25 protein-coding genes are annotated in these 19,629 nt (G+C 74.6%); 11 read left to right on the top strand and 14 right to left on the bottom strand.

The window, feature by feature from the left end:
* Positions 1-106: 106 nt before the first annotated feature.
* The 4 genes from ACIA8O_RS31310 to ACIA8O_RS31295 all read left to right on the top strand — a co-directional run bounded on the left by ACIA8O_RS31310 (position 107) and on the right by ACIA8O_RS31295 (position 2,649).
* Complete coding sequence (locus tag ACIA8O_RS31310; RefSeq protein WP_396297362.1) at positions 107-583, top strand: YfbM family protein; 477 nt, start codon at positions 107-109, stop codon at positions 581-583.
* 29 nt (positions 584-612) lie between these two features.
* Positions 613-999: a hypothetical protein gene (locus ACIA8O_RS31305; RefSeq protein ID WP_396297361.1), complete on the top strand. Its 387-nt coding sequence runs from the start codon at positions 613-615 to the stop codon at positions 997-999.
* A gap of 142 nt (positions 1,000-1,141) precedes the next feature.
* Entirely contained in the window at positions 1,142-1,615 is a 474-nt protein-coding gene (locus ACIA8O_RS31300; RefSeq protein WP_396297360.1) for a GNAT family N-acetyltransferase, read from the top strand.
* Between the two features lie 83 nt (positions 1,616-1,698).
* Positions 1,699-2,649: a hypothetical protein gene (locus ACIA8O_RS31295; RefSeq protein ID WP_396297359.1), complete on the top strand. Its 951-nt coding sequence runs from the start codon at positions 1,699-1,701 to the stop codon at positions 2,647-2,649.
* A gap of 4 nt (positions 2,650-2,653) precedes the next feature.
* Here ACIA8O_RS31295 and ACIA8O_RS31290 read toward each other — a convergent pair whose 3' ends face one another.
* From ACIA8O_RS31290 to ACIA8O_RS31260, 7 genes are all read right to left on the bottom strand, one after another.
* On the bottom strand, positions 2,654-2,923 hold the full coding sequence (locus ACIA8O_RS31290) for a hypothetical protein (protein ID WP_396297358.1): 270 nt from the start codon (positions 2,921-2,923) through the stop codon (positions 2,654-2,656).
* Positions 2,920-3,495, bottom strand: coding sequence for an RNA polymerase sigma factor (locus tag ACIA8O_RS31285; RefSeq protein ID WP_396297357.1), 576 nt, complete (start codon positions 3,493-3,495; stop codon positions 2,920-2,922). The genes ACIA8O_RS31290 and ACIA8O_RS31285 overlap by 4 nt, the downstream gene beginning before the upstream one ends.
* A 193-nt stretch (positions 3,496-3,688) precedes the next feature.
* The gene (locus tag ACIA8O_RS31280) at positions 3,689-4,147 is read right to left on the bottom strand and encodes an SAM-dependent methyltransferase (protein ID WP_396297437.1); all 459 of its coding nucleotides are present in this window, start codon (positions 4,145-4,147) and stop codon (positions 3,689-3,691) included.
* 60 nt (positions 4,148-4,207) lie between these two features.
* Positions 4,208-5,914 carry a ribosomal protection-like ABC-F family protein gene (abc-f, locus tag ACIA8O_RS31275; RefSeq protein WP_396297356.1) on the bottom strand — a complete coding sequence of 569 codons (1,707 nt, stop codon included), beginning with the start codon at positions 5,912-5,914 and terminating at the stop codon, positions 4,208-4,210.
* Between the two features lie 163 nt (positions 5,915-6,077).
* The gene (locus ACIA8O_RS31270) at positions 6,078-7,181 is read right to left on the bottom strand and encodes a C45 family autoproteolytic acyltransferase/hydolase (RefSeq protein WP_396297355.1); all 1,104 of its coding nucleotides are present in this window, start codon (positions 7,179-7,181) and stop codon (positions 6,078-6,080) included.
* Complete coding sequence (locus ACIA8O_RS31265; protein ID WP_396297354.1) at positions 7,178-9,022, bottom strand: amidohydrolase family protein; 1,845 nt, start codon at positions 9,020-9,022, stop codon at positions 7,178-7,180. The genes ACIA8O_RS31270 and ACIA8O_RS31265 overlap by 4 nt, the downstream gene beginning before the upstream one ends.
* Positions 9,023-9,098: 76 nt before the next feature.
* The gene (locus ACIA8O_RS31260) at positions 9,099-10,544 is read right to left on the bottom strand and encodes a purine-cytosine permease family protein (protein WP_396297353.1); all 1,446 of its coding nucleotides are present in this window, start codon (positions 10,542-10,544) and stop codon (positions 9,099-9,101) included.
* Positions 10,545-10,691: 147 nt separating this feature from the next.
* On the opposite strand from ACIA8O_RS31260, the gene ACIA8O_RS31255 reads away from it, so the two are divergent.
* The 5 genes from ACIA8O_RS31255 (at position 10,692) to ACIA8O_RS31235 (ending at position 13,457) form a co-directional block, all read left to right on the top strand.
* Positions 10,692-11,336 (top strand): TetR/AcrR family transcriptional regulator, encoded by a 645-nt coding sequence (locus ACIA8O_RS31255; RefSeq protein WP_396297352.1) that lies wholly within the window; start codon positions 10,692-10,694, stop codon positions 11,334-11,336.
* 90 nt (positions 11,337-11,426) lie between these two features.
* Positions 11,427-11,711: a hypothetical protein gene (locus ACIA8O_RS31250; protein WP_396297351.1), complete on the top strand. Its 285-nt coding sequence runs from the start codon at positions 11,427-11,429 to the stop codon at positions 11,709-11,711.
* A complete protein-coding gene (locus ACIA8O_RS31245) occupies positions 11,708-12,154 on the top strand; it encodes a type II toxin-antitoxin system VapC family toxin (protein ID WP_396297350.1) in 447 nt (148 codons plus the stop codon). Before ACIA8O_RS31250 ends, ACIA8O_RS31245 begins: the two co-directional genes overlap by 4 nt.
* Before the next feature lie 161 nt (positions 12,155-12,315).
* Positions 12,316-12,606 (top strand): hypothetical protein, encoded by a 291-nt coding sequence (locus ACIA8O_RS31240; protein ID WP_396297349.1) that lies wholly within the window; start codon positions 12,316-12,318, stop codon positions 12,604-12,606.
* 71 nt (positions 12,607-12,677) lie between these two features.
* Positions 12,678-13,457: a hypothetical protein gene (locus ACIA8O_RS31235; RefSeq protein WP_396297348.1), complete on the top strand. Its 780-nt coding sequence runs from the start codon at positions 12,678-12,680 to the stop codon at positions 13,455-13,457.
* 17 nt (positions 13,458-13,474) lie between these two features.
* Here ACIA8O_RS31235 and ACIA8O_RS31230 read toward each other — a convergent pair whose 3' ends face one another.
* The 4 genes from ACIA8O_RS31230 to ACIA8O_RS31215 all read right to left on the bottom strand — a co-directional run bounded on the left by ACIA8O_RS31230 (position 13,475) and on the right by ACIA8O_RS31215 (position 16,619).
* The gene (locus ACIA8O_RS31230; RefSeq protein WP_396297347.1) at positions 13,475-14,455 is read right to left on the bottom strand and encodes a hypothetical protein; all 981 of its coding nucleotides are present in this window, start codon (positions 14,453-14,455) and stop codon (positions 13,475-13,477) included.
* Positions 14,456-14,640: 185 nt separating this feature from the next.
* Complete coding sequence (locus ACIA8O_RS31225; protein WP_396297346.1) at positions 14,641-15,111, bottom strand: hypothetical protein; 471 nt, start codon at positions 15,109-15,111, stop codon at positions 14,641-14,643.
* A 100-nt stretch (positions 15,112-15,211) separates the two neighbouring features.
* The gene (locus ACIA8O_RS31220) at positions 15,212-15,469 is read right to left on the bottom strand and encodes a hypothetical protein (protein ID WP_396297345.1); all 258 of its coding nucleotides are present in this window, start codon (positions 15,467-15,469) and stop codon (positions 15,212-15,214) included.
* A 73-nt stretch (positions 15,470-15,542) separates the two neighbouring features.
* Entirely contained in the window at positions 15,543-16,619 is a 1,077-nt protein-coding gene (locus tag ACIA8O_RS31215; protein WP_396297344.1) for a hypothetical protein, read from the bottom strand.
* 103 nt (positions 16,620-16,722) lie between these two features.
* On the opposite strand from ACIA8O_RS31215, the gene ACIA8O_RS31210 reads away from it, so the two are divergent.
* Positions 16,723-17,373: a GNAT family N-acetyltransferase gene (locus ACIA8O_RS31210; RefSeq protein ID WP_396297343.1), complete on the top strand. Its 651-nt coding sequence runs from the start codon at positions 16,723-16,725 to the stop codon at positions 17,371-17,373.
* A gap of 41 nt (positions 17,374-17,414) precedes the next feature.
* Here ACIA8O_RS31210 and ACIA8O_RS31205 read toward each other — a convergent pair whose 3' ends face one another.
* The 3 genes from ACIA8O_RS31205 to ACIA8O_RS31195 all read right to left on the bottom strand — a co-directional run bounded on the left by ACIA8O_RS31205 (position 17,415) and on the right by ACIA8O_RS31195 (position 18,884).
* Entirely contained in the window at positions 17,415-17,726 is a 312-nt protein-coding gene (locus ACIA8O_RS31205; RefSeq protein WP_396297342.1) for a hypothetical protein, read from the bottom strand.
* Positions 17,727-17,884: 158 nt separating this feature from the next.
* The gene (locus ACIA8O_RS31200) at positions 17,885-18,415 is read right to left on the bottom strand and encodes a ferredoxin (RefSeq protein WP_396297341.1); all 531 of its coding nucleotides are present in this window, start codon (positions 18,413-18,415) and stop codon (positions 17,885-17,887) included.
* A 34-nt stretch (positions 18,416-18,449) separates the two neighbouring features.
* Complete coding sequence (locus ACIA8O_RS31195) at positions 18,450-18,884, bottom strand: hypothetical protein (protein ID WP_396297340.1); 435 nt, start codon at positions 18,882-18,884, stop codon at positions 18,450-18,452.
* Between the two features lie 120 nt (positions 18,885-19,004).
* Between ACIA8O_RS31195 and ACIA8O_RS31190 the strand changes: the two genes are divergently transcribed.
* Entirely contained in the window at positions 19,005-19,625 is a 621-nt protein-coding gene (locus ACIA8O_RS31190; RefSeq protein ID WP_396297339.1) for an L-threonylcarbamoyladenylate synthase, read from the top strand.
* The last annotated feature ends 4 nt before the right edge of the window (positions 19,626-19,629 follow it).

Below are 19,629 nucleotides of genomic sequence, written 5' to 3'. Positions count from 1 at the left end.
CGCCCTCGTAGCGGAGCTACTTGGGCGTCCCGGCCGTGCGGCGAGCGTGCGTGCCGGACGGGCCGGACCCGGCGGGAATTGTCAGACAGGCTCTAGCATCCCCGCCATGAGCATCAACGGGTACTACGCGCGCCTGTCCCCCACCGACCTCGGCCGGGCCCTCGCCGACCCGGACGCGGCACGGGAGTTGACCGAACCGCAGGACTCGGCGCCCGACCGCCGGCACGGCGTCGGCCCGTACTGGGACGCCATCGCCTTCCTGCTCCGCCGCCGCGGCTTCCCGGTGGACCTGGTCCGCGGCGGCACCGAACTCCCCGGCGCCCCGGACCTCGGCTACGGCCCGCCCCGCTACCTGACGCCCGACCAGGTCCGCTGCATGGTCGAGGCCCTGGAGGCCGTCACCCCCGACACCCTCGCCACGGACGTCACCGCCGCCGACCTCACCGCCGCCGGCGTCCACCCCCTCGGCCACTGGTCCCGCGACGGCTCCCTGGACTCCGCCGCGGCCGCCTACCAGGACCTCCTCGCCTTCCTCCGCACCACCGCCCGCTACCGCCAGGCCGTACTCTTCTGGACGTCCTGACCACCCGTCACCCCGTCCCGGGAGGCTCCGTGGAAGACCCCGAGTTCACCGTCACGGTGGACCGCGCACCGCCCTCGGGCACCGCGCCGCTCCTGGCCGTCCGGGAGATCACCGACCTGTGCCTCTGGCAGGGCCGGCAACTCCTGGACGGCCCGCTGCCCGCTCCCCTGCTGCCCCCGGTCCCGCTGGACACCGCCCTCGACGCCGCCCGCCGCCTGCGCGCCACCGGCGTGGAGGTCTCCGTCGACTGCACCGCCTGCCACCGCACCGTCCCCGCCGACGGCGCCCTGCTCGACCCGGGCCCCTGCGCCGAGCAGCCGTGGCTCATCACCGCCCACTGCCGCGCCAACTCCCTGACCTCCTGCGACTGTTCGTTCTGCGCCGACTACGGCCCGCTGAGCGGCTACACCGCCTGACGCCCGCCCGGGCAGGCCCGCCGGGGCCGGAACCCTCCGCCGCCCTGGCGGGATCCGGAGGCCTGCTGGCGTCCACGGCCCTGGCCCGGTACGGCGGTGGCCCGCCATGATCGGTCCACCGCCACCCGCCAGGAGCCACCAGATGCCCGCCACCGCCGTCCCCCACGTCCGCCGCGCCCGCCCGGAGGACCTGCCCCGGATCGCCGAACTGGCCGCCGAGCACGCCGCCTACGAACGGGCCGCCCCGCCCCCGGCCGACCTCCCCGGCCGCCTCGCCCGCCTGCTCTTCGACGGCCCGTCACCCCGCCTGCGCTGCTTCGTCGCCGACCCGGGCGACGGCGACGCCCCGATCGGCTACGCCACCTGCGCGCCCGAGCTCTCCACCTGGGGCGGCACCGAGTACCTCCACCTCGACTGCCTCTTCCTCCGCGACGGCCACCGCGGCCACGGCCTCGGCGCCCGCCTGATGGAGGCCGTCCTCGCCGAGGCCCGCGCCCTCGGCCTCGCCCAGGTCCAGTGGCAGACCCCGCCCTGGAACACCGACGCCATCCGGTTCTACGACCGCCTCGGCGGCCGCGCCACCACCAAGCAGCGCTACGCCCTGCCGGTCACCTGACCCGGCGTCAGTCCGTCCGTCCACGGAACGCCGCAGGTCACCCCCCTCACGACCCCCGGAGGGCGGCCAGCTACCCTCTCCGCGTGACCGCACTGACGACCCTCTCCCGGGGCTACCTCCCGCCCGTCTCCTTCGACCGCGCCTTCGGCCGGGACGCCCTGCACGAGGCCGCCACCGCGCTGGCCGAGCGCGGCGACTGGCAGCCGGCCCGGGCCCTGCTGCGGGCCTCCGAGGGCGACTGGGCCCTGAAGGACCATCAGGTCCAGTACCTGGGCGACCGGACCGACGGCGCCGCCGCCCTGGAGGCCTGGGCCACGGCCGAGCCCGGCGACCCGGACCCGCTGAGCGTCCTGGCCCTGGTCGAGGTCGTCCGGGCCTGGGAGGTGCGGGGCAACGGCAGTGCGCAGCACGTCGAGCAGGACGCCTGGCCGGTCTTCCACGCACACCTCGGCCAGGCCGACCGCCTCACCGCGAAGGCCTCCGCGCTCGCGCCGCACGACCCCACCCCGCTGGCCGTGGCGATCCGCACGGCCCGCGGCCTCCAGGTCTCCCGCGGTGAGTTCGACCACCGGTGGGCCGCCCTGACCGCGGTCGACCCGCTCCACCTCTCCGGCCACCGGGACGCGCTGCAGTACCTGTGCGCCAAGTGGTACGGCTCCCAGGAGGAGATGTTCGCCTTCGCCCGCGACGCCGCCGACCGCGCGCCCGCCGGCCACAGCCTGGTCCTACTGCCGCTGCTCGCCCACCAGGAGCAGCTGCTGGAGGACCACACCTGGATCGAGTCCCCGCAGATCGGCATCGACATGGCCGCCGTCCGCAAGCGCTGGCGCGAGACCACCCCGCTCGCCCACTCCCGCCTGTCCGACGATCACTCCCTGCTCGCGGCGTTCCTGGGCATGACCCACCGTCATGCCCAGGCCGCCGTCCACTTCCGGGCCATGGGCCGGCACGCCTCCACCCTCGGGTGGAAGTACTCGCTGACCCCGCGGTTCTCCTTCCTGCGCGCCCGCGCCAAGGCCCTGCGGGCCTCCTGAGCGGTCACCCCGCAGGGCGCTCCAGGCGGCAGCTGCCACCGTCGCACTGCCGCTCCAGCCTGCCCCGCGAGACGGTCTGCACCAGGCCGAGCACCCAGCAGGCCGGGCACCCCCGGAGTGCCAGCAGCCCGGCCGGGAGGAGCAGCAGGGCGACCCATCCCACCACCGGCAGCAGCGCGAACGCCGCCGCCAACGCCCCGAACCCGACCGCCCCGCGGAGGAGGTGCGCCGGCACGGACCGGCTGGCGTACTCGGCTCCCGGACTTCCCTTCACCCGCACGTCGCCTCCTCCGGTGCCTGCTCCAGGCTCTCCCGCTCCAGGCTCTCCCGCACTGCGGCCCGGGCCCGGTGCAACCGGGACTTCATGGCCGCCGTGCTCAGGCCGAGCGCGTCGGCCACCGTCCGGCCCGGCAGGCCCTGCACGTCCCGCATGATCAGCACCCGGCGCTGGTCGTCCGGCAGCGCCGCGACCGCGGCGGCCACCCGCTCGACCTCCAGGCCCGCCAGCGCGTCCTCCTCCGCCGAGGGCACGAACGCCTCCGGCGCCGCGTCCGCGCTGTGGACCAGGTGGCGGGCCCGCCGCAGGCACTCGTTGCGCACGATCCGGAACATCCAGGAGGCCAGCGCCGCACTGGCCCGCAGCGTGCCCACCTTCCGGAAGAGCACGATCATCGCGTCCTGCGCCGCGTCCTCCGCGTCCTGGCTGCTGGCGCAGAGCGAGAAGGCGAACCGCCGCACGTGCGGGTAGGCCCCGGAGACCAGCACCGCGATCGACGCCTCGTCACCCTCCTGCGCCGCCACCACCAGCCGCTCCTCCGGCCACGCCCCGGCCCCGGCCCTAACCACGCCGCTTCCTCCGTGCCCGCAGCACCACCGTGCACGTGCACATCAGCACCGCCAGCACCGCCACACCCACCACGACTCCGGTCATCGGACCTCCCGCGTTCCGGCGGTCCCGGTCGGACCGCTCGACCATAAGAGGCCCACCGCGCGAAAAGGATTCGGGCCCACGACGACCGGTTTCACCGGCCGGGCCCCGTCAGTAGTAACCCTTCATCAGTTCCGTGGCCCAGCCGGGCTGCCGGGCCTGCTCCCCGCGCGGCCCGAACTCCGCCATCCAGGGCTTGATGTCCAGCACCGGCGTGCCGTCGACCGCGTCGAGCCCGGCGACGTGCACGTCCAGGCCGTCCACCCGCAGCAGCGTGCAGCGCGAGACCCCCAGCCGGTTGGGCCGGTTCTTGCCGCGCTGGGCGAAGATGCCCACCAGGGGCCAGTCCTGGTTGCCGCGCGGGTGCCGGGCCCCGGTCTCCACCCGCTCCGGCGGGACCCGGTCGAAGTGGAAGACCACCTCCAGGTGGGAGAAGCCGTCGAGCCCGTACAGCGCCTCGGGCCCGAACCGCTCGGCGTCCAGCCGGATCACCGCCTCCACCCCCGCCCAGTCGTCGTCCTCCACCGGCACCCGGCCCCCGACCACGTACCCGACCGGCTCGACTCCGATCACAGCCGCCTCCCCCGCTCTTCCCGAACACGATCACGATCACTTCCTGCGCCCCGCACCCTACGACGCACGGGCCCGGACCGCAGCCCCCGGCCGGAGCAGGCGGCCGGCGTCCAGCTCCAGCCGCTCCCCGCCGAAGCGCTCGCGGAAGCCCCGGTCGTGGGAGACGGCCACCACCGCTCCCGGGTAGGCGGCAAGGGCGGCCTGGAGGTCCTCGACCAGGTCGAGGGCGATGTGGTTGGTCGGCTCGTCGAGGACCAGGAGGTCGGCCGGGCTGGTCGCCAGGACGGCGATCTGCAGGCGCCGCTGCTGTCCGGCCGAGAGGGCGGACACCGGCACGTACAGGTCCTCCTCCCGGAACAGGCCCAGGGAGAGCAGCAGGTGGGCGTGCTCCTCCGGCAGGCCGGGCCGGCCGGCGGCGAAGGCGGCCAGCAGCGGGCGGCGGGTGAGGCGCACTGGCAGCTCCTGCGCGAGGTACCCGATCCGGGCCGGGCGGCGGACGGTGCCCCCGTCCGGCTCCAGGTCACCGGCCAGGACGCGCAGCAGGGTGCTCTTGCCCGCCCCGTTCTCACCGGTGACCAGCAGCCGGCCGCCCTGCGGGACGGTCAACTCGCCTTCCAGGTGGAGCCGTTGGCCGACCCGGACCTCGGCGAGCCCGACGACCGGACCCTCCCCTCCGGCCGTGCCCGCCTCCGGCCCCGGCCCCGACACCGGCACCGCCGCGAACCGCAGCGGCACCGGCGGCTCCGCCACCGGATGGCGCCGCAGCCAGGCCAGCCGCTCCCGCGCCGACCGCACCTGCCCGCCGAGCTTCGCCTCACTGGAGCGCCGGTGCTTGCCGAACCCCTGCTTGGGGTCCGGCGCCGTGGTGGCGAGCCGCCGGGCCGCCGCCGCCAACAGCTCTTCCGTGCAGGCGAGTTCCTCCACCCACTCCGCGTACCGCTGCTCGGCCCCACGCCGGGCGGCGGCCTTCGCGGCGCGGTAGCCGGCCCAGCCGTCGCCGTAGCGCCGCACGGTGCGCTCGTCGCGGTCGACCTCCAGGATCGTGGTGGCGATGCGCTCCAGGAAGCCCCGGTCGTGGGTGACCGCGACCACGGTGCCCCGGTGGGCCCGCAGGTGCTCCTCCAACCAGTGCACGGCCGCGGCGTCGAGGTGGTTGGTCGGCTCGTCCAGCAGCAGCAGTTCGGGGGCGGCGGCCAGCACGCAGGCCAGCGCGAGCCGGGACTGCTCCCCGCCGGAGAGCGAGCCGAGCCGCCGCTCCCGGGTGATCCGGGCCAGGCCGAGCCCGTGCAGCGCGGCCTCCACCCGGGCGTCGGCCGCGTACCCGCCGCACTCCTCGAAGGCGGTCAACAGCTCCCCGTACGCGGCGAGTTCGTCCTCGGAGGCGTCGGCGAGGTCCTCCTCCGCCGCGCGCAGCCGCCGCTCCATGGCGCGCAGCTCGGCCAGCGCGTGGTCGACGGCGTCCTGCACGGTGCAGGACGGATCGAGCGTGAGGGTCTGGGCGAGGTGGCCGGTGCCGCCGGGAAAGGCGACGGTCACCTCGCCGTCGTCCGGCGCCTCCGCCCCGGCGAGCAGCCGCAGCAGGGTGGACTTGCCGGAGCCGTTCTCCCCGACCACGGCCGCCTTCTCGCCCGGACGGACGCTGAAGGAGACCTGGTCGAGGACGGTACGGGCGCCGTAGGACTTGGTGACGTCCCGGACGGACAGCTGCGCGACGGCAGCGGACACGGGCGCGGTGGGCACGGCGGAACGGGCGCGAGGGCGCATGGGTGCTTTCCTCTGGGTCTGCGGAGGTACGACGGGCTGCGGAAGCGGCGGGATCGCCGTGCCCGGACTCAGACGAAGAAGAGGAAAGCCATGGCCTCACCGTAACAGGACGGACCGTCCCGCCTCGATCCGTTTTTTCCCGCCCGTTCCTCCCGTCGGCCCCTCAGGCCCGCAGCTCGTACCAGGGGCGGGTGTCGTGCTCGGCCGGGGTGCCGTCCAGCACGTGGGCGGTCCGTGCGGCCGGATCGAGCAGGACGGTGGCCAGGCTGGCCCAGCGGTGGCCGAGCGGACTGCCGGGGGCGGGCAGGCAGGTGACGGGCGGTTCGCCGGGGCCGGTGACCAGCAGGCGCAGCAGGTCCTGGCCGGTGGTGGCGGCTGCCTCGCGGGCGAGGCGTTCGCGCAGGAAGGCGTGCCGCTCCCCGGAGTCGGGCTGGTAGAGGTGGGTCTTCTCCTCGGCGGCGGGAGCGGGGGTGAGGAAGTGGTTGGTCCGCAGCCAGGTGCCGTCCGTGAGCGCCGGGGCCTCGAAGACGCCGACCGGGCTGAGGTCGAGCAGGACGGCCCGCTCGCGGTCGAAGAGCATGAACGAACCGGAGGAGGTGACCGGCGCCGCGCGCAGCAGCTCGACGGCGTGGCCGACGCTCTCGGCCTCCTCCAGCACCAGCGCGGCCAGCACGTGGACGGGGACGCCGCCGAGGCGGTCGGCGCGGTGGCCGAGGATGTTGAAGTGCAGGGCGAGACCGGCGCTGTTGACCCCGATCTTGGCGAGGATGCCGTGCTCGGTGAGCCCGGCGTAGTCGTGGGCGGCACCGGCGGAGTTGACGGTGTGCCAGTACGGGCTGAGCTCCACGTGCCAGTCCCAGGTCTGCACGCCGAGGTGGGTGCGGCCGGTGCCGCCCGGGCCTGCCGCCCGCCGGACCACGGTGGAGCACTCGCCCGGCGGGACGGTCCGCGAGCGGGCCAGGATCTCGGTGCGGGCGTTGAGCGCGCCGACCTGCCAGTCCGCCATCCCGGCGCCCTCCGCCACGCCCTCGATCTGCTCGCGCAGGCCGGGCCGGTGGGCGCCGACGGCGTCCAGGGCGCGCAGGCCGTCCTCGCGGATCTCGGCGGGCGTGATGCCGGAGGCGGCGAACAGGCGCCCGTACGCCTCGAAGGCGCCGGGGAGGGTGGTGGCGAGCCGACCTCCCCGGGCACGGCCGCGCTCGCGCGGGTCGGTGCCGGTGGCGGCGACGTGGGGACGGTGGTCGGGGCGGGCGAAGGGCTCGGTCATGCGGTCACTCCCGGGGTGGGGCGGAGGGTGTCGTGGTGCGGCGGGCCGCCGTGCGTCGGCGCGAGGCCGGCCGGCGGCACGGGGTCCGTGGGCAGCGCGAGGCCGACCGGCGGCACGGGGTCCGTGGGCAGCGCGAGGCCGGCCGGCGGCGCGGGGTCTGTGGACGGCACGGGGTCCGTGGACGGCACGGCGTGGAGCTCACCGTCCGCCACCGGCGCCGCGTGGAGCTGCGGGCGGCCGTCGACCAGGGTGGCGAGGACGGGGTTGACGGCCTGCTGAGCGGGCGTCAGGTCGAGCGGGTCGGCGGCGAGGACGGTGAGGTCGGCCAGGTACCCGGGGGCGATCCGGCCGAGGCGGTCCCCGGCTCCGGCCGCCAGTGCGGGGGCGCTGGTCATCCCGGCGTAGGCCTCGCGGGCGGTGACGGCCTGGCCGGGCTGGACGGGGGCGGTGTCCGGGCTGTCGACCGGGCGGCGCAGCTGGGCGTCGGCGAGGGCGGCCCGGGGGTCGCCCTCGCCGATCGGCCAGTCGGAGCCGAGGGCGACGACGGCGCCGTGGTCGAGCAGGTCGCGGGTGCGCCAGCCGCGGGCGGCGCGTTCGGCGCCGAGCCGGGTGGACCAGCCGTCGCTCCGGTCGGCCTTGGTCATCCGGGTGCCGTGGACGGGCTGGAGGCCGGCCACCACGCCGAGCTCGGCGAACCGGCCGAGCAGGTCGTCGGGGACGGACTCCAGGTGCTCGATCCGGTGCGGGCCGCCCTCGGCCGGGCCGGCCGCCTCGATGGCGTCGAGGGCGTAGCGGACGGCCCGGTCGCCGATCGCGTGGGTGGCGGTGGGGATGCCGAGGGAGGTGAAGTACGCGACGGCGCGGCGGTAGGCGGCGGGGTCCTTCCAGAGCGGGGCGTGGTTCTGGCCGTGCACGTCGGGGTGCTCGAACCAGGCGGAGCCGTTGTCCGCGGTGCCGTCGAGCATGAACTTCACGCCCTCCACCCGCCAGCGGCGCCCGCCCCGCCCGTGCAGGGCGGCCGTCCCGCGCCACACCTCGGGGGTGGAGTCGGCGGGGACCAGCGGGGAGCAGCGGATGCGCAGCGGCAGGTCGCCGGTGCGCTCGATCTCCCGGAAGACGGCCTCGGAGGGGTCGGCGAAGTCGAGGGCGTGCAGGCCGGTGAGGCCGTGGGCGGCCATCCGGTGCAGCTGCTCGGCGACGTACCGGGCGGCCTGTGCCGGGGCCACCTCGGGGTAGTGGGCGAAGACCAGGTCCATGGCCTGGAGTTCGACCACGTAGCCGGTGGGGCGTCCGTCCGGGCCGACGGCGATCCGGGAGGCGTCGTCGAAGGTCTCGGCGCCGGTGAGCCCGGCCCGCTCCACCGCGGCGGGGCTGATCACCAGGGCGTGGGCGTCACGGGTCATCAGGGAGACGGGCACGCCCGGGAACCGACGTCCCAGCACCGCGCCGTCCGGCTCGCCGTCGAAGACGTCGGGGTCGAGGTCGTAGCCGGTGACCCAGCTGCCGCCGGTCGTGACGGTGGCGATCCGTTCGGCGAGGGCGGCCAGCACCTGGTCCAGGGTGGTGAGGCCGGCCAGGCCGAGTCCGTTGCCGGTCTCGACGGCCCCCCAGACGGGGTGGGCGTGGGCGTCGGTGAGACCGGGGGTGACGGTGGCGCCGGGGAAGTCTAACAGCTCCGTGGCGGCGCCCAGGTGACGGGCCGACACCTCCTCGCCGCCGACGGCCAGGATGCGGCCGTCCCGGACGGCGACGACGTGGGCCCGGTCGGTGCCGGTGTCGAAGTTCTGGACCCGCCCGACCCGGAGGATCAGGTCGGCTTCGGTTTCGGGTTCCGTGTGCATGGGGGCCTTTCGGTGGTGGTGCGGTTCGGGCGACAGAGCAGTTCGGTGTGCGAATCGATTCACCGGGCAGAACGGTTCACCGTGCGGCGGCGGGCAGTGTCCCGAAGGCACGGGCCAGCAGCGCGTACGCGGCCGCGCCGCCCAGCACCCCCACCGGCACGGCGAGGTTGACCCCGCCGAGGGCCTCCGCCACCGGGCCGGACCACGTGCTGGCCCCGGCGCAGAGCACCGCCGCCCCGATCCCGGCCACCGTGGCGAGCACCCCGGCCGGGTTGATCCCGGCGCGGTACCAGTAGGGGCTTCCGGGCCGCTCGTCCAGCAGCGCCCGGCCGTCGTACCGGCCCCGCCGCAGCAGCACGTCGGCCGCGAAGACACCCATGCACGGCCCGGTGACCACGACCACCAGCTCCATCATGGTGTTGACGGCGGTCAGGAAGTCGAAGACCAGCACCGCGAAGAGGGTCAGACCCGCCCCGACCGCACCGACCACCAGCACCGCCGCCGCCCGGGGCAGCCGGATGCCGATGGACTGCACGGACAGGCCCGCGCTGTAGGCGGTCATCGCGTTGTTGGCCACCATGTTGCCGACCACCCCGAGCGCGAACACCGGCACGAACCACCCGGGCATCACGCCCTCCAGCGCCCGCTGAGGGTCCGTCATGTCGAGGCTGGTCGCGGCCAGCACCCCGACCACGGTGAACACCACACTGGGCAGGTACGCCCCGGCCGCCGTCCAGAGCGCCACCGCCCGGGGGCTGCTCTCCCGCGGCAGGTAACGCGCCAGATCGGGGCTGTTGGCGTAGGAGAGCGGCGCGGAGGCCACCAGCGTGAACCCGGCGGCGAGCGCCGCCAGGTGCGCCGTACCGCCGAGCGGCTCGGCGGGCGCGTACGACCAGTCTGCCCGCAGCACCACCAGCACCGAGACCACCACGAACACCAGCGTCAGCAGCACGGTGAGCGCCGGGTAGAGCCGGACGATGGTGGCGTGCCCGAACAGCGCGACCAGCACGGTGACCCCGGCGATCCCGCAGACCACCACCGCCTCCACGGCCGCCGAAGCGGGCAGCCCGACGAGTCCGGGCAGGCCGAGGGCGGCGACCGAGGCGGCCGACCAGTTGAGCGCCAGGTAGAGCGAGGAGATCAGCCACCCGGTGAGCGCGACCACCGCTCGGTTGGCCCGGATCCCGTACATGGCACGGGAGATCACCGACCCGGCCGTCCCGGCGGACGGTCCGCTGACGGCCACGTACCCGGTGAGCAGCCAGAGCAGGTTCCCGGCCAGCACGACGGCGACGGCCTCTCCGAGCGGCAGCCCGAGCAGCACCAGGGCCGCGCCGACCACGAAGCTCAGGTAGCTGACGTTGGGCGCGGCCCAGACGGCGAAGAGTTCGGACGGGCGGCCGTGCCGCTCGCCGTCCGGCACCTGGTCGATGCCGCGGGTCTCGACCCGGCCCGCGCGGTCACGGCCGGCGCTTGGCGCGGGGCCGGGGCCCGCTTCACGGGTGGCAGGGGTGTGCGCCATGGGGGTGGCTTCCTTCACTGGGAGGGGAAGACGGCGGTGTCTCCGGTGCCGCCGCGCCGCGCTGGGGGTGCGGCACGACGGCAGGGCCAGGCTTATTGGTCACAGCACCAATAGCCTGTTGGTGCGTCATCCAATAGGCTGCTCGCCATGACGTCAAGCCCCCGCGGCCGGCAGCCCTCCTCCGCCCCGCGCACCCGCAAGGCCCCCGCCGAACGCCGGGCCGAGATCCTCGACACCGCGGCCCGCCTGGCCCTGACCGAGGGCCTCGAACGCGTCACCATGCACCTGGTCGCCGACCACCTCGGCGTCCGGCCGGGCCTGATCAGCCACTACTTCCCCGCCGTCGAGACCCTGCTGTGCGAGGCCTTCACCCACGCCGCCACCCGCGAACGCACCGCCCTGCTCCCGCCCTCCGAGGCGGACCTCTCCCCCCTGCGCCGGATGGCCCTCTTCCTCCACCGCGTCAGCGGCCCGGCCTTCACCGACCTCGACCGCCTGTGGCTCAACGCCCGCCACCTCTCCCGCTACCGCCCCGCCCTCCGCGAAGCCGTCGCCACCCAGGAGGCCCGCACCCGCACCGACCTCACCCGCCTCATCCAAGAAGGCGTCACCACGGGCGAGTTCACCACCGACGACCCCGAAGCCGCCTGCCTGCTCATCCTGGTGGTCATCGACGGCCTCGGCTCCTACGCCAACGACCCCGCCGACTACACCCACCCCGCCCTCGGCACCCTCGTCCGCACCACCGCCGAACACCACCTGGGCCTCCCGCCCGGCGCCCTCGTCCCCTGACCGCGCTTCAACTCCCGGAGACCGGGCGGGGCGGCCGTAGAATTCCTGCGGGCCGAGGTCAGACCCGTTCCGAGAAGGAGTCGTGAGCCGATGCCAGCAGTCACACCGCCAGGTGAGCCGCCGGTGGTCCGTGCCGAGGTCATCGTCACCGGCGAGGTGGCGGAGGCCATCACCGCCCTGGCCAGACTCCTCGACCGGACACCCGAGGAGCTCGCGATCGAGCACGCCGCCGGGATCTTCCCGATCCCGGACGGCCCCAACAACCTGGACTGGGGCCTGTTCGACAGCGGCGAACTCACCGCACAGGAGCGCTCCACACCCCTGCTCGGCCTCCAGGCCACCGCCCGCGACCAGATCGACGGGGATGCCGAGTGAGCGGTCACCTGTTGGCCGTCGCCGACACCTCGGTCCTGTATGCGGCCTTCGACCGGCGTGACCCCGACCATCCGGCCGCCAACTCCGCGATGGCGGCAGCGCGGATCCTGCTGATCTCGCCCATGGTCCTGGCGGAGCTCGACTACCTCCTCACCACGAAGGTGAGCGAGCGGATCGCGATCGAGGCGACCAAGCGGATCAACGCCCTGTCCCGCCTGGGCATCGTGCGCGTCCCCGTCATCACCACCGACCTGCAACGCCAGGCGGAGGAACTGATGGTCCGGTACGAAGGCCACGCGATCGGCCTGACCGACATGACGAACGCCGCCCTCTGCTGGCAGCTCCCGACGCCGGTCATCCTCTCCCTGGACCGGCACTACCGCGACGTGATCGCCCCGCGGAAACCAGGAGAGAAACCGCTGGAGGTCCTCCCCGCCCGCTGACCCGCGCCACCGCCGAGGTCGGCACCGAGGACACCGCGACCCGCCCGGCCGCCGAGAAGCCACCAGCGGCGGGGTCAACCGACCGGTCCTGCTCCGGTGGCCGCCTGCGCGGCTCGGCGGGCCAATGGCCCCGCCTCGCACGTGCTGGCATGCTCCACACCGTGAACACGCGCGAATGGACCCCGGAGCACACCACCGGCGGCCCTCTGGACGAGGCCTTCCGACTCGTCCGTGCCCGGATGGCGGACGTGGTGATCGAGCGCCGGGTGGAGCAGGACGGTGCGGACGACGACCTGTTCTTCATCCGCATCGTGACCAACCCGGACATGCTCGAACTGGAATGCCGCCCCGGAGGCCGGCCGCCGTTCGTCGTGTCGGACGAGCACTCCCAGATCGACGCGCTGGACTCCGCCGCGGCCGCCGCGGCCGTCCACGAACTCCTGCGCGCGTAGGACCACGTGCCCCTACCACCGTGGGCCGTTGCGGAGGCGGGCGGTGCCGAGGCGGCCCTTGGGATGCGGGCATGACGGAGCATCAGGGTTTCGGCACGATGCTGGCGTGGCTGCTGGAGCACCGGCACCTCGGCGTGCGGGAGCTGGCCGGCCGCGCGGGATCGGCCACCGGCGAGGTCCGGGCGGTGCTCGCGGGGGCGGCCCCGGGCGAGGGGCTGCTGCGGCGGCTGGCTCCCGCGCTGGGCTTCCGCGCCGTCGACCTGTTCGTCCTCGCGGGGGTGGCGGTCCCGGAGGACCTGGCGCCGACGGACGTCGCCGCCCAGCAGTGGGTGCCGTACGTCGTGATGGACGGGCTGCACCTCCCGGCAGCCGGACGGCGCGAACTCCTGCGGCTCGCCCGCTCGCTCCCGCAGGCGGAGCGGAACTCCCCCTTCGCCCCGAAGCTCCTCGCGCCCCTCGACGGGGGCCCAGGCTCCCGCGTCATCCGCATGCTCCAGTACCGCAACCTCACCTGGCCGGGGATCGCGAAGACGCTGGGGGTCGCGACCCCCACGTACCTGTCGGCACCCACCTACGGTGTGATCGGCAAGGACCTCAAGGAGCTGACGCCCCGTCTGGTCACCGACTTCGCCACCCTGTTGGGGATCGACGCCCGTGAACTGGCGGGACTCACGGGCGTCACGCTCCAGGAAGCGCCGCCTCCCCCGGCCCCCGAGGCCGCCGATGCCGCCGAGCTGCTGTGGGCGGCGCGGCGCCTGTCCGCCGCCCAGGCGCGGCAACTCGCCGAACTGGCGCGCTCGATGCGCGAGGAGCCCCGCAACGGGTACACCCTCAACCTGCCCGGTGCGTGACCGGGCGCCGGACCGCCTCAGGGCAGGTCGAGCAGCACGATGCCGTCCGGCTGCGCCACCGCGAGCCGCGAACCGTCGGGGCTGAGCGCGGCGGTCGGGGTCGGCAGCGAGCCCTCGAACGGCCGGTCCTTGGCCGGGACCTCGATCCCGGGCCATTCGGCGAGCACCGCGCCCGTCGCCGCGTCCAGCAGCCTCGGGTGCCCGCAGAGCGCGACCAGCTGCTCGCCCCGGGGGATCAGCAGACCGGGGGCGAGCGGCAGCCGGCTCCGGTGCAGCCAGCCCGCCCCGGCCATCGACCAGACGCCCAACCGCTCGGTGCCCAGCTGGTCCTCCCCGTCGTCCCCGGTGCTGTCCCGGCTGGTGGCGAGCACCAGCCGGTCCGCGTCCAGCCAACAGGCCGAGATGACGTCGGCCACGTCCCACATCTCCAGCGGCAGCACTCCCGGGCCGCCCAGCAGCGACGGATCCGCCAGCACCGCCGCCGTGTCGTACACCTGCACCAGCCCGTACGGGCCCCAGACGCAGGCGTGTGACAGCAGGTACCGCCCGTCCGGCGAGAACGACAGCCGCGAGTGGAACAGCCCGCTCTGCTTCCGCTCCCCCGGGGTCAGCTGCTCCCCGGTCGCCAGGTCCACCAGCCGCAGCTCGTCCCGGCGCTCCGGACAGTGCGCCAGCAGCTCCCGCCCGTCGGCCGTGCAGCCCACCGCGACCGGATGGTCGAACGAAGTCGCCTCGTAGTAGCTCCGGTTGAACTCCCGCAGCGGAAGCCCGTCCTCCAGCACCAGCCCCTTGGTGCCCCGCTCCGCGTACAGCACCCGGAACCGCCCCGACGGCGACACCACCGCCCGGTCGAACAGCGGCCCGTACGCGATCCCGCTCGGCCGCTCCACCCCGTCCACCGACCACCGCCGCCCACCCGCGACGGCGTCCGACAGCCCGTCCCCGTCCCAGTGCAGCGATCTGACCCCGCCCTTGACCGCGAGGAACTCCGTACCCACCATCGACTCCCCTCCGAGCACACCGTGCCGCCCCGCCAACGATCAAGGCGCCGCCGGGGTGCCCGGCTGACAGCGCATCAGCACCGACCGGAACCACCGCGACCCGTGGCCGACAGCGGTCTGCCCACCCTCATCGTCTGCGCGAAGGACCGGGCCGCAGCAGTCCGGTCGCGTCGCCCGAGGTACTAGAGGTAGTCAAAGTACCGGTTCCACCAGGTCTCGAGGCCCGGGACCACACCGTCGTACCGCCGCCAGAGCAGCCTCTCCGGCAGGACGACGTAGCCCAACTCGGCCAGGACCTCCTCCACCCGGGCCAGGTCCGCCGGATCCAGCGCACCCGCCTCGACCGCTTCGCCGGTGTCGAGGTGGATGCCCGGGTTCTCCGCCGCGATCACCGCCATCGACCCGAAGTTGCTCACCTTGACGACGATCCGTTCACCGGCGACGGTCGCCTCCCCCGGCACGTCCAGCCGCCCGTGGAAGGCGGCGTCCTGCACCTGCCGGTCCACCTCGCAGCGGGAGCCGAACGAGCTCTCCAGACCGGCCACCAGGCGCTCGAACAGCGCCCTGGTCCTCGCGTGGTGGTACCCCGACGGGACCTCCAGGTGCTCCGGCTCGTCGTACTGCCCGAGCAGTGCGGTCAGGTCGTCGTCCATCCTCATCCCCCGTCGTCGACGAAACGATCCGAAGCGTACCGACAGCAGCTCCCTGCCACGGACCGCCGCGGAGCCGCGTTCCGTCAGGCCGCCCGGGCACTCAGCGCGTCCCGTACACCGACCTGGTCCGCAGCAGGCCGAGCGCCAGGGAGAGCCCCAGGACGGACAGGCCCAGGAGCATCCCCACGAGCGCGGGCCGACCGACGAGCGGACCCAGGACCACCGAGGCGACGACGAGCCCGCCGCCGGTCTTGAGCCCGCGGTTGTCGAACAGCAGGACGTCGACGGCCCGGCTGTGAAGCACCCGGAGCCACGGCGAGTCGTGTTCGGGCGAGTCGTGCGCATCAGTGGTCGGCATGGCCGGATTGTAGGCGGAACGAAGATCGCCCGGTGGCCGGCCCCGTCCCCGACCTGGGCGCGGGCCGCGTCGATCAGCCGGAGCCGGACGTCCGCGACCAGCGGTGGAGTGCGGTGCCGTCGGCGGCGGCCGTGACCCAACTGCCGTCGCCGAGGCCGACCGGATGGCCCGCGACCGGGACGGGGTAGTCGATCCGGCCGAGCGGACGGAGCGTCAGCGCGTCCAGCAGCCAGTGCCGTCGGGTGTCGTCGTGCCGCGGGAGGTCGTAGGTGCCCGCGACGACGGTGTGGGGGTCGACGAAGCCGGCCACGTAGTCCCAGCGGGGCCGGTGCCCCGGCCCGGTGGAGAGGTCGTCGGCGTGACGCCCCGTCAGGGCGGTGCCGTCCGGGAGGCGGTGCAGGTGCAGCGGCCCGCCGGAGTGCGGGGTGCTGAGGAAGGCGCGCCCGCTGGGGTGCACAGAGGTGGGGATGCGGAAGCCGTCCCCCAGCTCCCGCACGGTGAGCGCCGTACCGTCCCAGTGGCCGAGGTACGCGGGGGAACCGTCCTGGCCCTGGCCGGTCGCGAGCAGCATCAGGCCGTCGTCGGGGTGCGGGAGGTGGTGGGAGCCCTGCGAACCGCCCTCGATGCGGGCCCGGCCCAGGACGGCGCCGTCGGTCGCGTCGAGGACGAGCCACTCCTCGTGGGAGTCGGCGTCCGGGTCGGAGTGGTCGAGGTCGGGGAGGACGTGGGCCCAGACCACGGTGCCGTCCGGGCTCATGCCGCAGGAGCCGTGCCAGGAGCGGCCCGAGCAGGGTTCCTCGCCCTCGTGCCGGTGCGGGCCGTCGGCCCGGCAACCGTGCCGGTGCTCCCACCGGGTACGCCCGTCCGCTTCGAGCGCGCGCACCGACCGGTGACCGGGGAGGACGACGAGGTCACCGCCCTCGGTGGCGGCGCCGGCCGGGAGGCGGTGGCCGGGCCACGGGTTCGGCACGCGCGCCAGGACGGCCTCCCGCCCGCCGAACGCCTCGACGAGGTCGAGCAGCACGAGGGCGTCCCCGTCCCGGAGGAGGGCGTGGCGGGCACCGGACGGGTGGGCGAGCAGCGCGTGGCCGCCGGTGACCGACGCCGCGTCGGGCAGGACGGCGGTGCCGGCCGCGTGAGGACGGATCATGACTCGGGACCGTAGCCGACGGACACGACAGCGGACGAGGAGCGGCCGTGCCGCCCCGGCTATTGAGGTGCGCCCCCACGGCACCGGCCCCGATGATGGGCGGATGTCCGACGACCCGTGGCCGCTCTACGGCCTGACCATCCGCACACCGCGCCTGGAGCTCCGCCTTCCCCGGGAGGCGGAGCTGTTCGCCCTCGCCCGGCTGGCGGGCGAGGGCGTCCACCACCCCACCGAACGCCCCTTCCTCACACCGTGGACCGAGGGCTCCCCCACCGACCGGGAGCGGAGCGTGCTGCGGGGCCACTGGGCCGACCTGGCCGCGTGGGAGCCGACCGCCTGGGGCCTCCGGCTCGCGGTCCTCCTCGACGGACAGCCCCTGGGCCTGGTCGCGCTCAACGGCCGCGCCTTCCCCGTGACCCGCGAGGTCACCACCTGGTCCTGGCTGGGCCTCCGGCACCACGGCAGGGGCTACGGCACCGAGGCCCGCACCGGCCTGCTCGCCCTGGCCTTCGACCACCTCGGCGCCCACGCCGCCCTCACCAACGTGTTCCAGGACAACCACGCCTCCCAGGGCGTCTCCCGCAAGCTCGGCTACCAGCCCGACGGCATCTCGGTCGACGCCCGCGACGGCGAGGCCGTGGTCTCCGACCGCCTGCGCCTCACCCGCACGCGGTGGGCCGCCCTGGACCACCCGGCGGTGCCGGTGACGGTGACCGGCCTGACCGCCGAGTGCCGGACGATGTTCGGCATCTGACGGGGCGTTCGGCGCCGCGGCGGGCGCTCCCCCGCACCGGACTACTCCGGCCGGACGCCCCGCAGGTCCACCAGCGGCTCCCGGTCGATCACCTCGACGTACATGATCCGCCCGTCCACCACGTCCAGGACGAGGTCGCCGTTCGAGGACCGGAGCGACACACAACGGTGCCCCGGGCCGAAGGGCCGCCCGGCCGGATACGGCTCCGCCTTGAAGCTCTGGCAGAAGTCGTCACCGCAGCCGCACTCCGCCACCAGGCGGAGATCCCGGGCACGGACGGCCAGTTCTCCCTCACCCTCCTCCTCCAGAAGGGCCGTCAGCTCGCTGACCAGCTCGGGAAACACATCACGCACGAGGGGGTAGTCCGATTCCACGGACCGAAACGGTACGCGACGCCTTCACACCGTCCGAACCGGACGGGGCCGACCGACCTGTGCCGCGAACAGGTGGGGCCGCGGCGGTCCTGTGCGCCGGCGGTGCCTGCCCGGGTGCCTCGGCTCGGCGGCCCCGGCTACAGCTGCGGCAGCCGGTCCCCCGCCACGGGGGACCGCCGCTCGTGGAGCCGGAAGAGGTAGACCCGCAGATGGTCGGCCAACTCGCCGTCCAGGTACGCCGCGTAGGCCTCGGCGGCGGCCGCCACCCCCTGCCCGGCCTTGGCGTCGTCGGCCTCCCAGTCCGTCCGGTGCGCCGACAGGTACTCCTTGACGCGGCCGCGGTCGCGCCACCACTCCCGGACGGCGGCCGGCGTCCAGTGGGTGTCGCCGTCGCAGGCGTAACTGGAGAAGACCTCCGCCCCGGCGGCGTCGACCAGGTCCTGGAGTTCCCGGGGCGTACGGGGCTGGCGGTACACGTACTCGGTGAAGCAGTCGGCCTCGTAGAGCACGAGGTCGGGTGCGTGGATGCGGCCCGTGCCGCAGGTGTCCGTGGTGGCGCCGTAGAACGGACCGGGCACGTTGAGCCAGTGCCGGTCCGCCCACGCGCCCTGGAAGAAGGCGCGCGCGTCGTCACCGATCAGCGGCACCGGATCGAAGTAGAGGTCCATGGCCGCAGGGTAACGACCACCCTCCGAGGAGGGGCTACCAGGCCGGGCGGCGGTCCTGACGCTCCGTCGAGTAGCCGCGCGGCACCGCCGCCCCCGACCGCCAGAGCAGGCCGGGCGCGGGGGCGTACTCCTCCGTCTCGGGTGCCGGTGGGTGGAGGCGGTGGTGACCGGGGACGGGGAGTTCGACGAGGGTGCCGTCGCGGAGCATCCACAGGCCGAAGCAGTCGTCCTCCTCGTCGTGGATCAGGACCTGGACGCTCTCCGGGTGCGGCCACTCCAGCGACTCCAGGTGCCGGAGCAGGCCCGTCCTCGTGTGGACCCGGTGGAACTCGGTCAGCCAGCCGTCCGCGAACATGGGGAGCGGCCTGAACTCGCCCTTCCAGCTGCGCGAGTCGTCCGGGCGGGTCAGCGGCTCCATCACCTCCTCCGCGGACTGGGCCAGTACGATCACCTGCGCGATTCTGCTCATGCGGAAGTATCGGCGCACGGCGGGGGCGGGCGGCAAACCATTTCGAGAACGGCGGGGCGGCGGAGGCCCCGCGGGCCGTGGCTGCACGCGCCCGCCGCCGCCATCCCGTAGGGTCGGCCAATGGCGAAGTACTTCGACGTGCACCCAGAGTCCCCCCAGCCGCGCACCATCGGCACCGTGGCGGACAGCCTCCGCTCGGGGGCCCTCATCGCGTACCCGACCGACTCCTGTTTCGCCCTCGGCTGCCAACTCGGCAACCACGAGGGGCTGGAGCGGATCCGGACGATCCGGCGGCTCGACGAGCGGCACCACTTCACCCTGATGTGCGAGGACTTCGCGCAGCTGGGGCAGTTCGTGCAGCTCGACAACAACGTCTTCCGCGCCGTCAAGGCCGCCACCCCGGGCAGCTACACCTTCATCCTCCCGGCCACCAAGGAGGTCCCGCGGCGCCTGCTCCACCCGAAGAAGAAGACGGTCGGCGTCCGGATCCCCGACCACGCCGTCACCCGCGCCCTGCTGGCCGAGCTGGGTGAGCCGCTGGTGTCCAGCACCCTGATCCTCCCGGGCGAGGAGGAGCCGATGACGCAGGGCTGGGAGATCAAGGAGCGGCTCGACCACGTCCTGGACGCGGTGCTCGATTCCGGGGACTGCGGCACGGAGCCGACCACCGTCATCGACTTCTCGGACGGCGAGGCGACGATCGTCCGGCGCGGGGCCGGTGACACCTCGCGGTTCGAGTAGGGGG

Source organism: Kitasatospora sp. NPDC051853 (assembly GCF_044452665.1).
In the GTDB taxonomy this organism is placed as follows: domain Bacteria; phylum Actinomycetota; class Actinomycetes; order Streptomycetales; family Streptomycetaceae; genus Kitasatospora.
The sequence above is the reverse complement of the archived record's forward strand: the minus strand, read 5'-3'. Positions and strand labels throughout refer to the sequence as shown.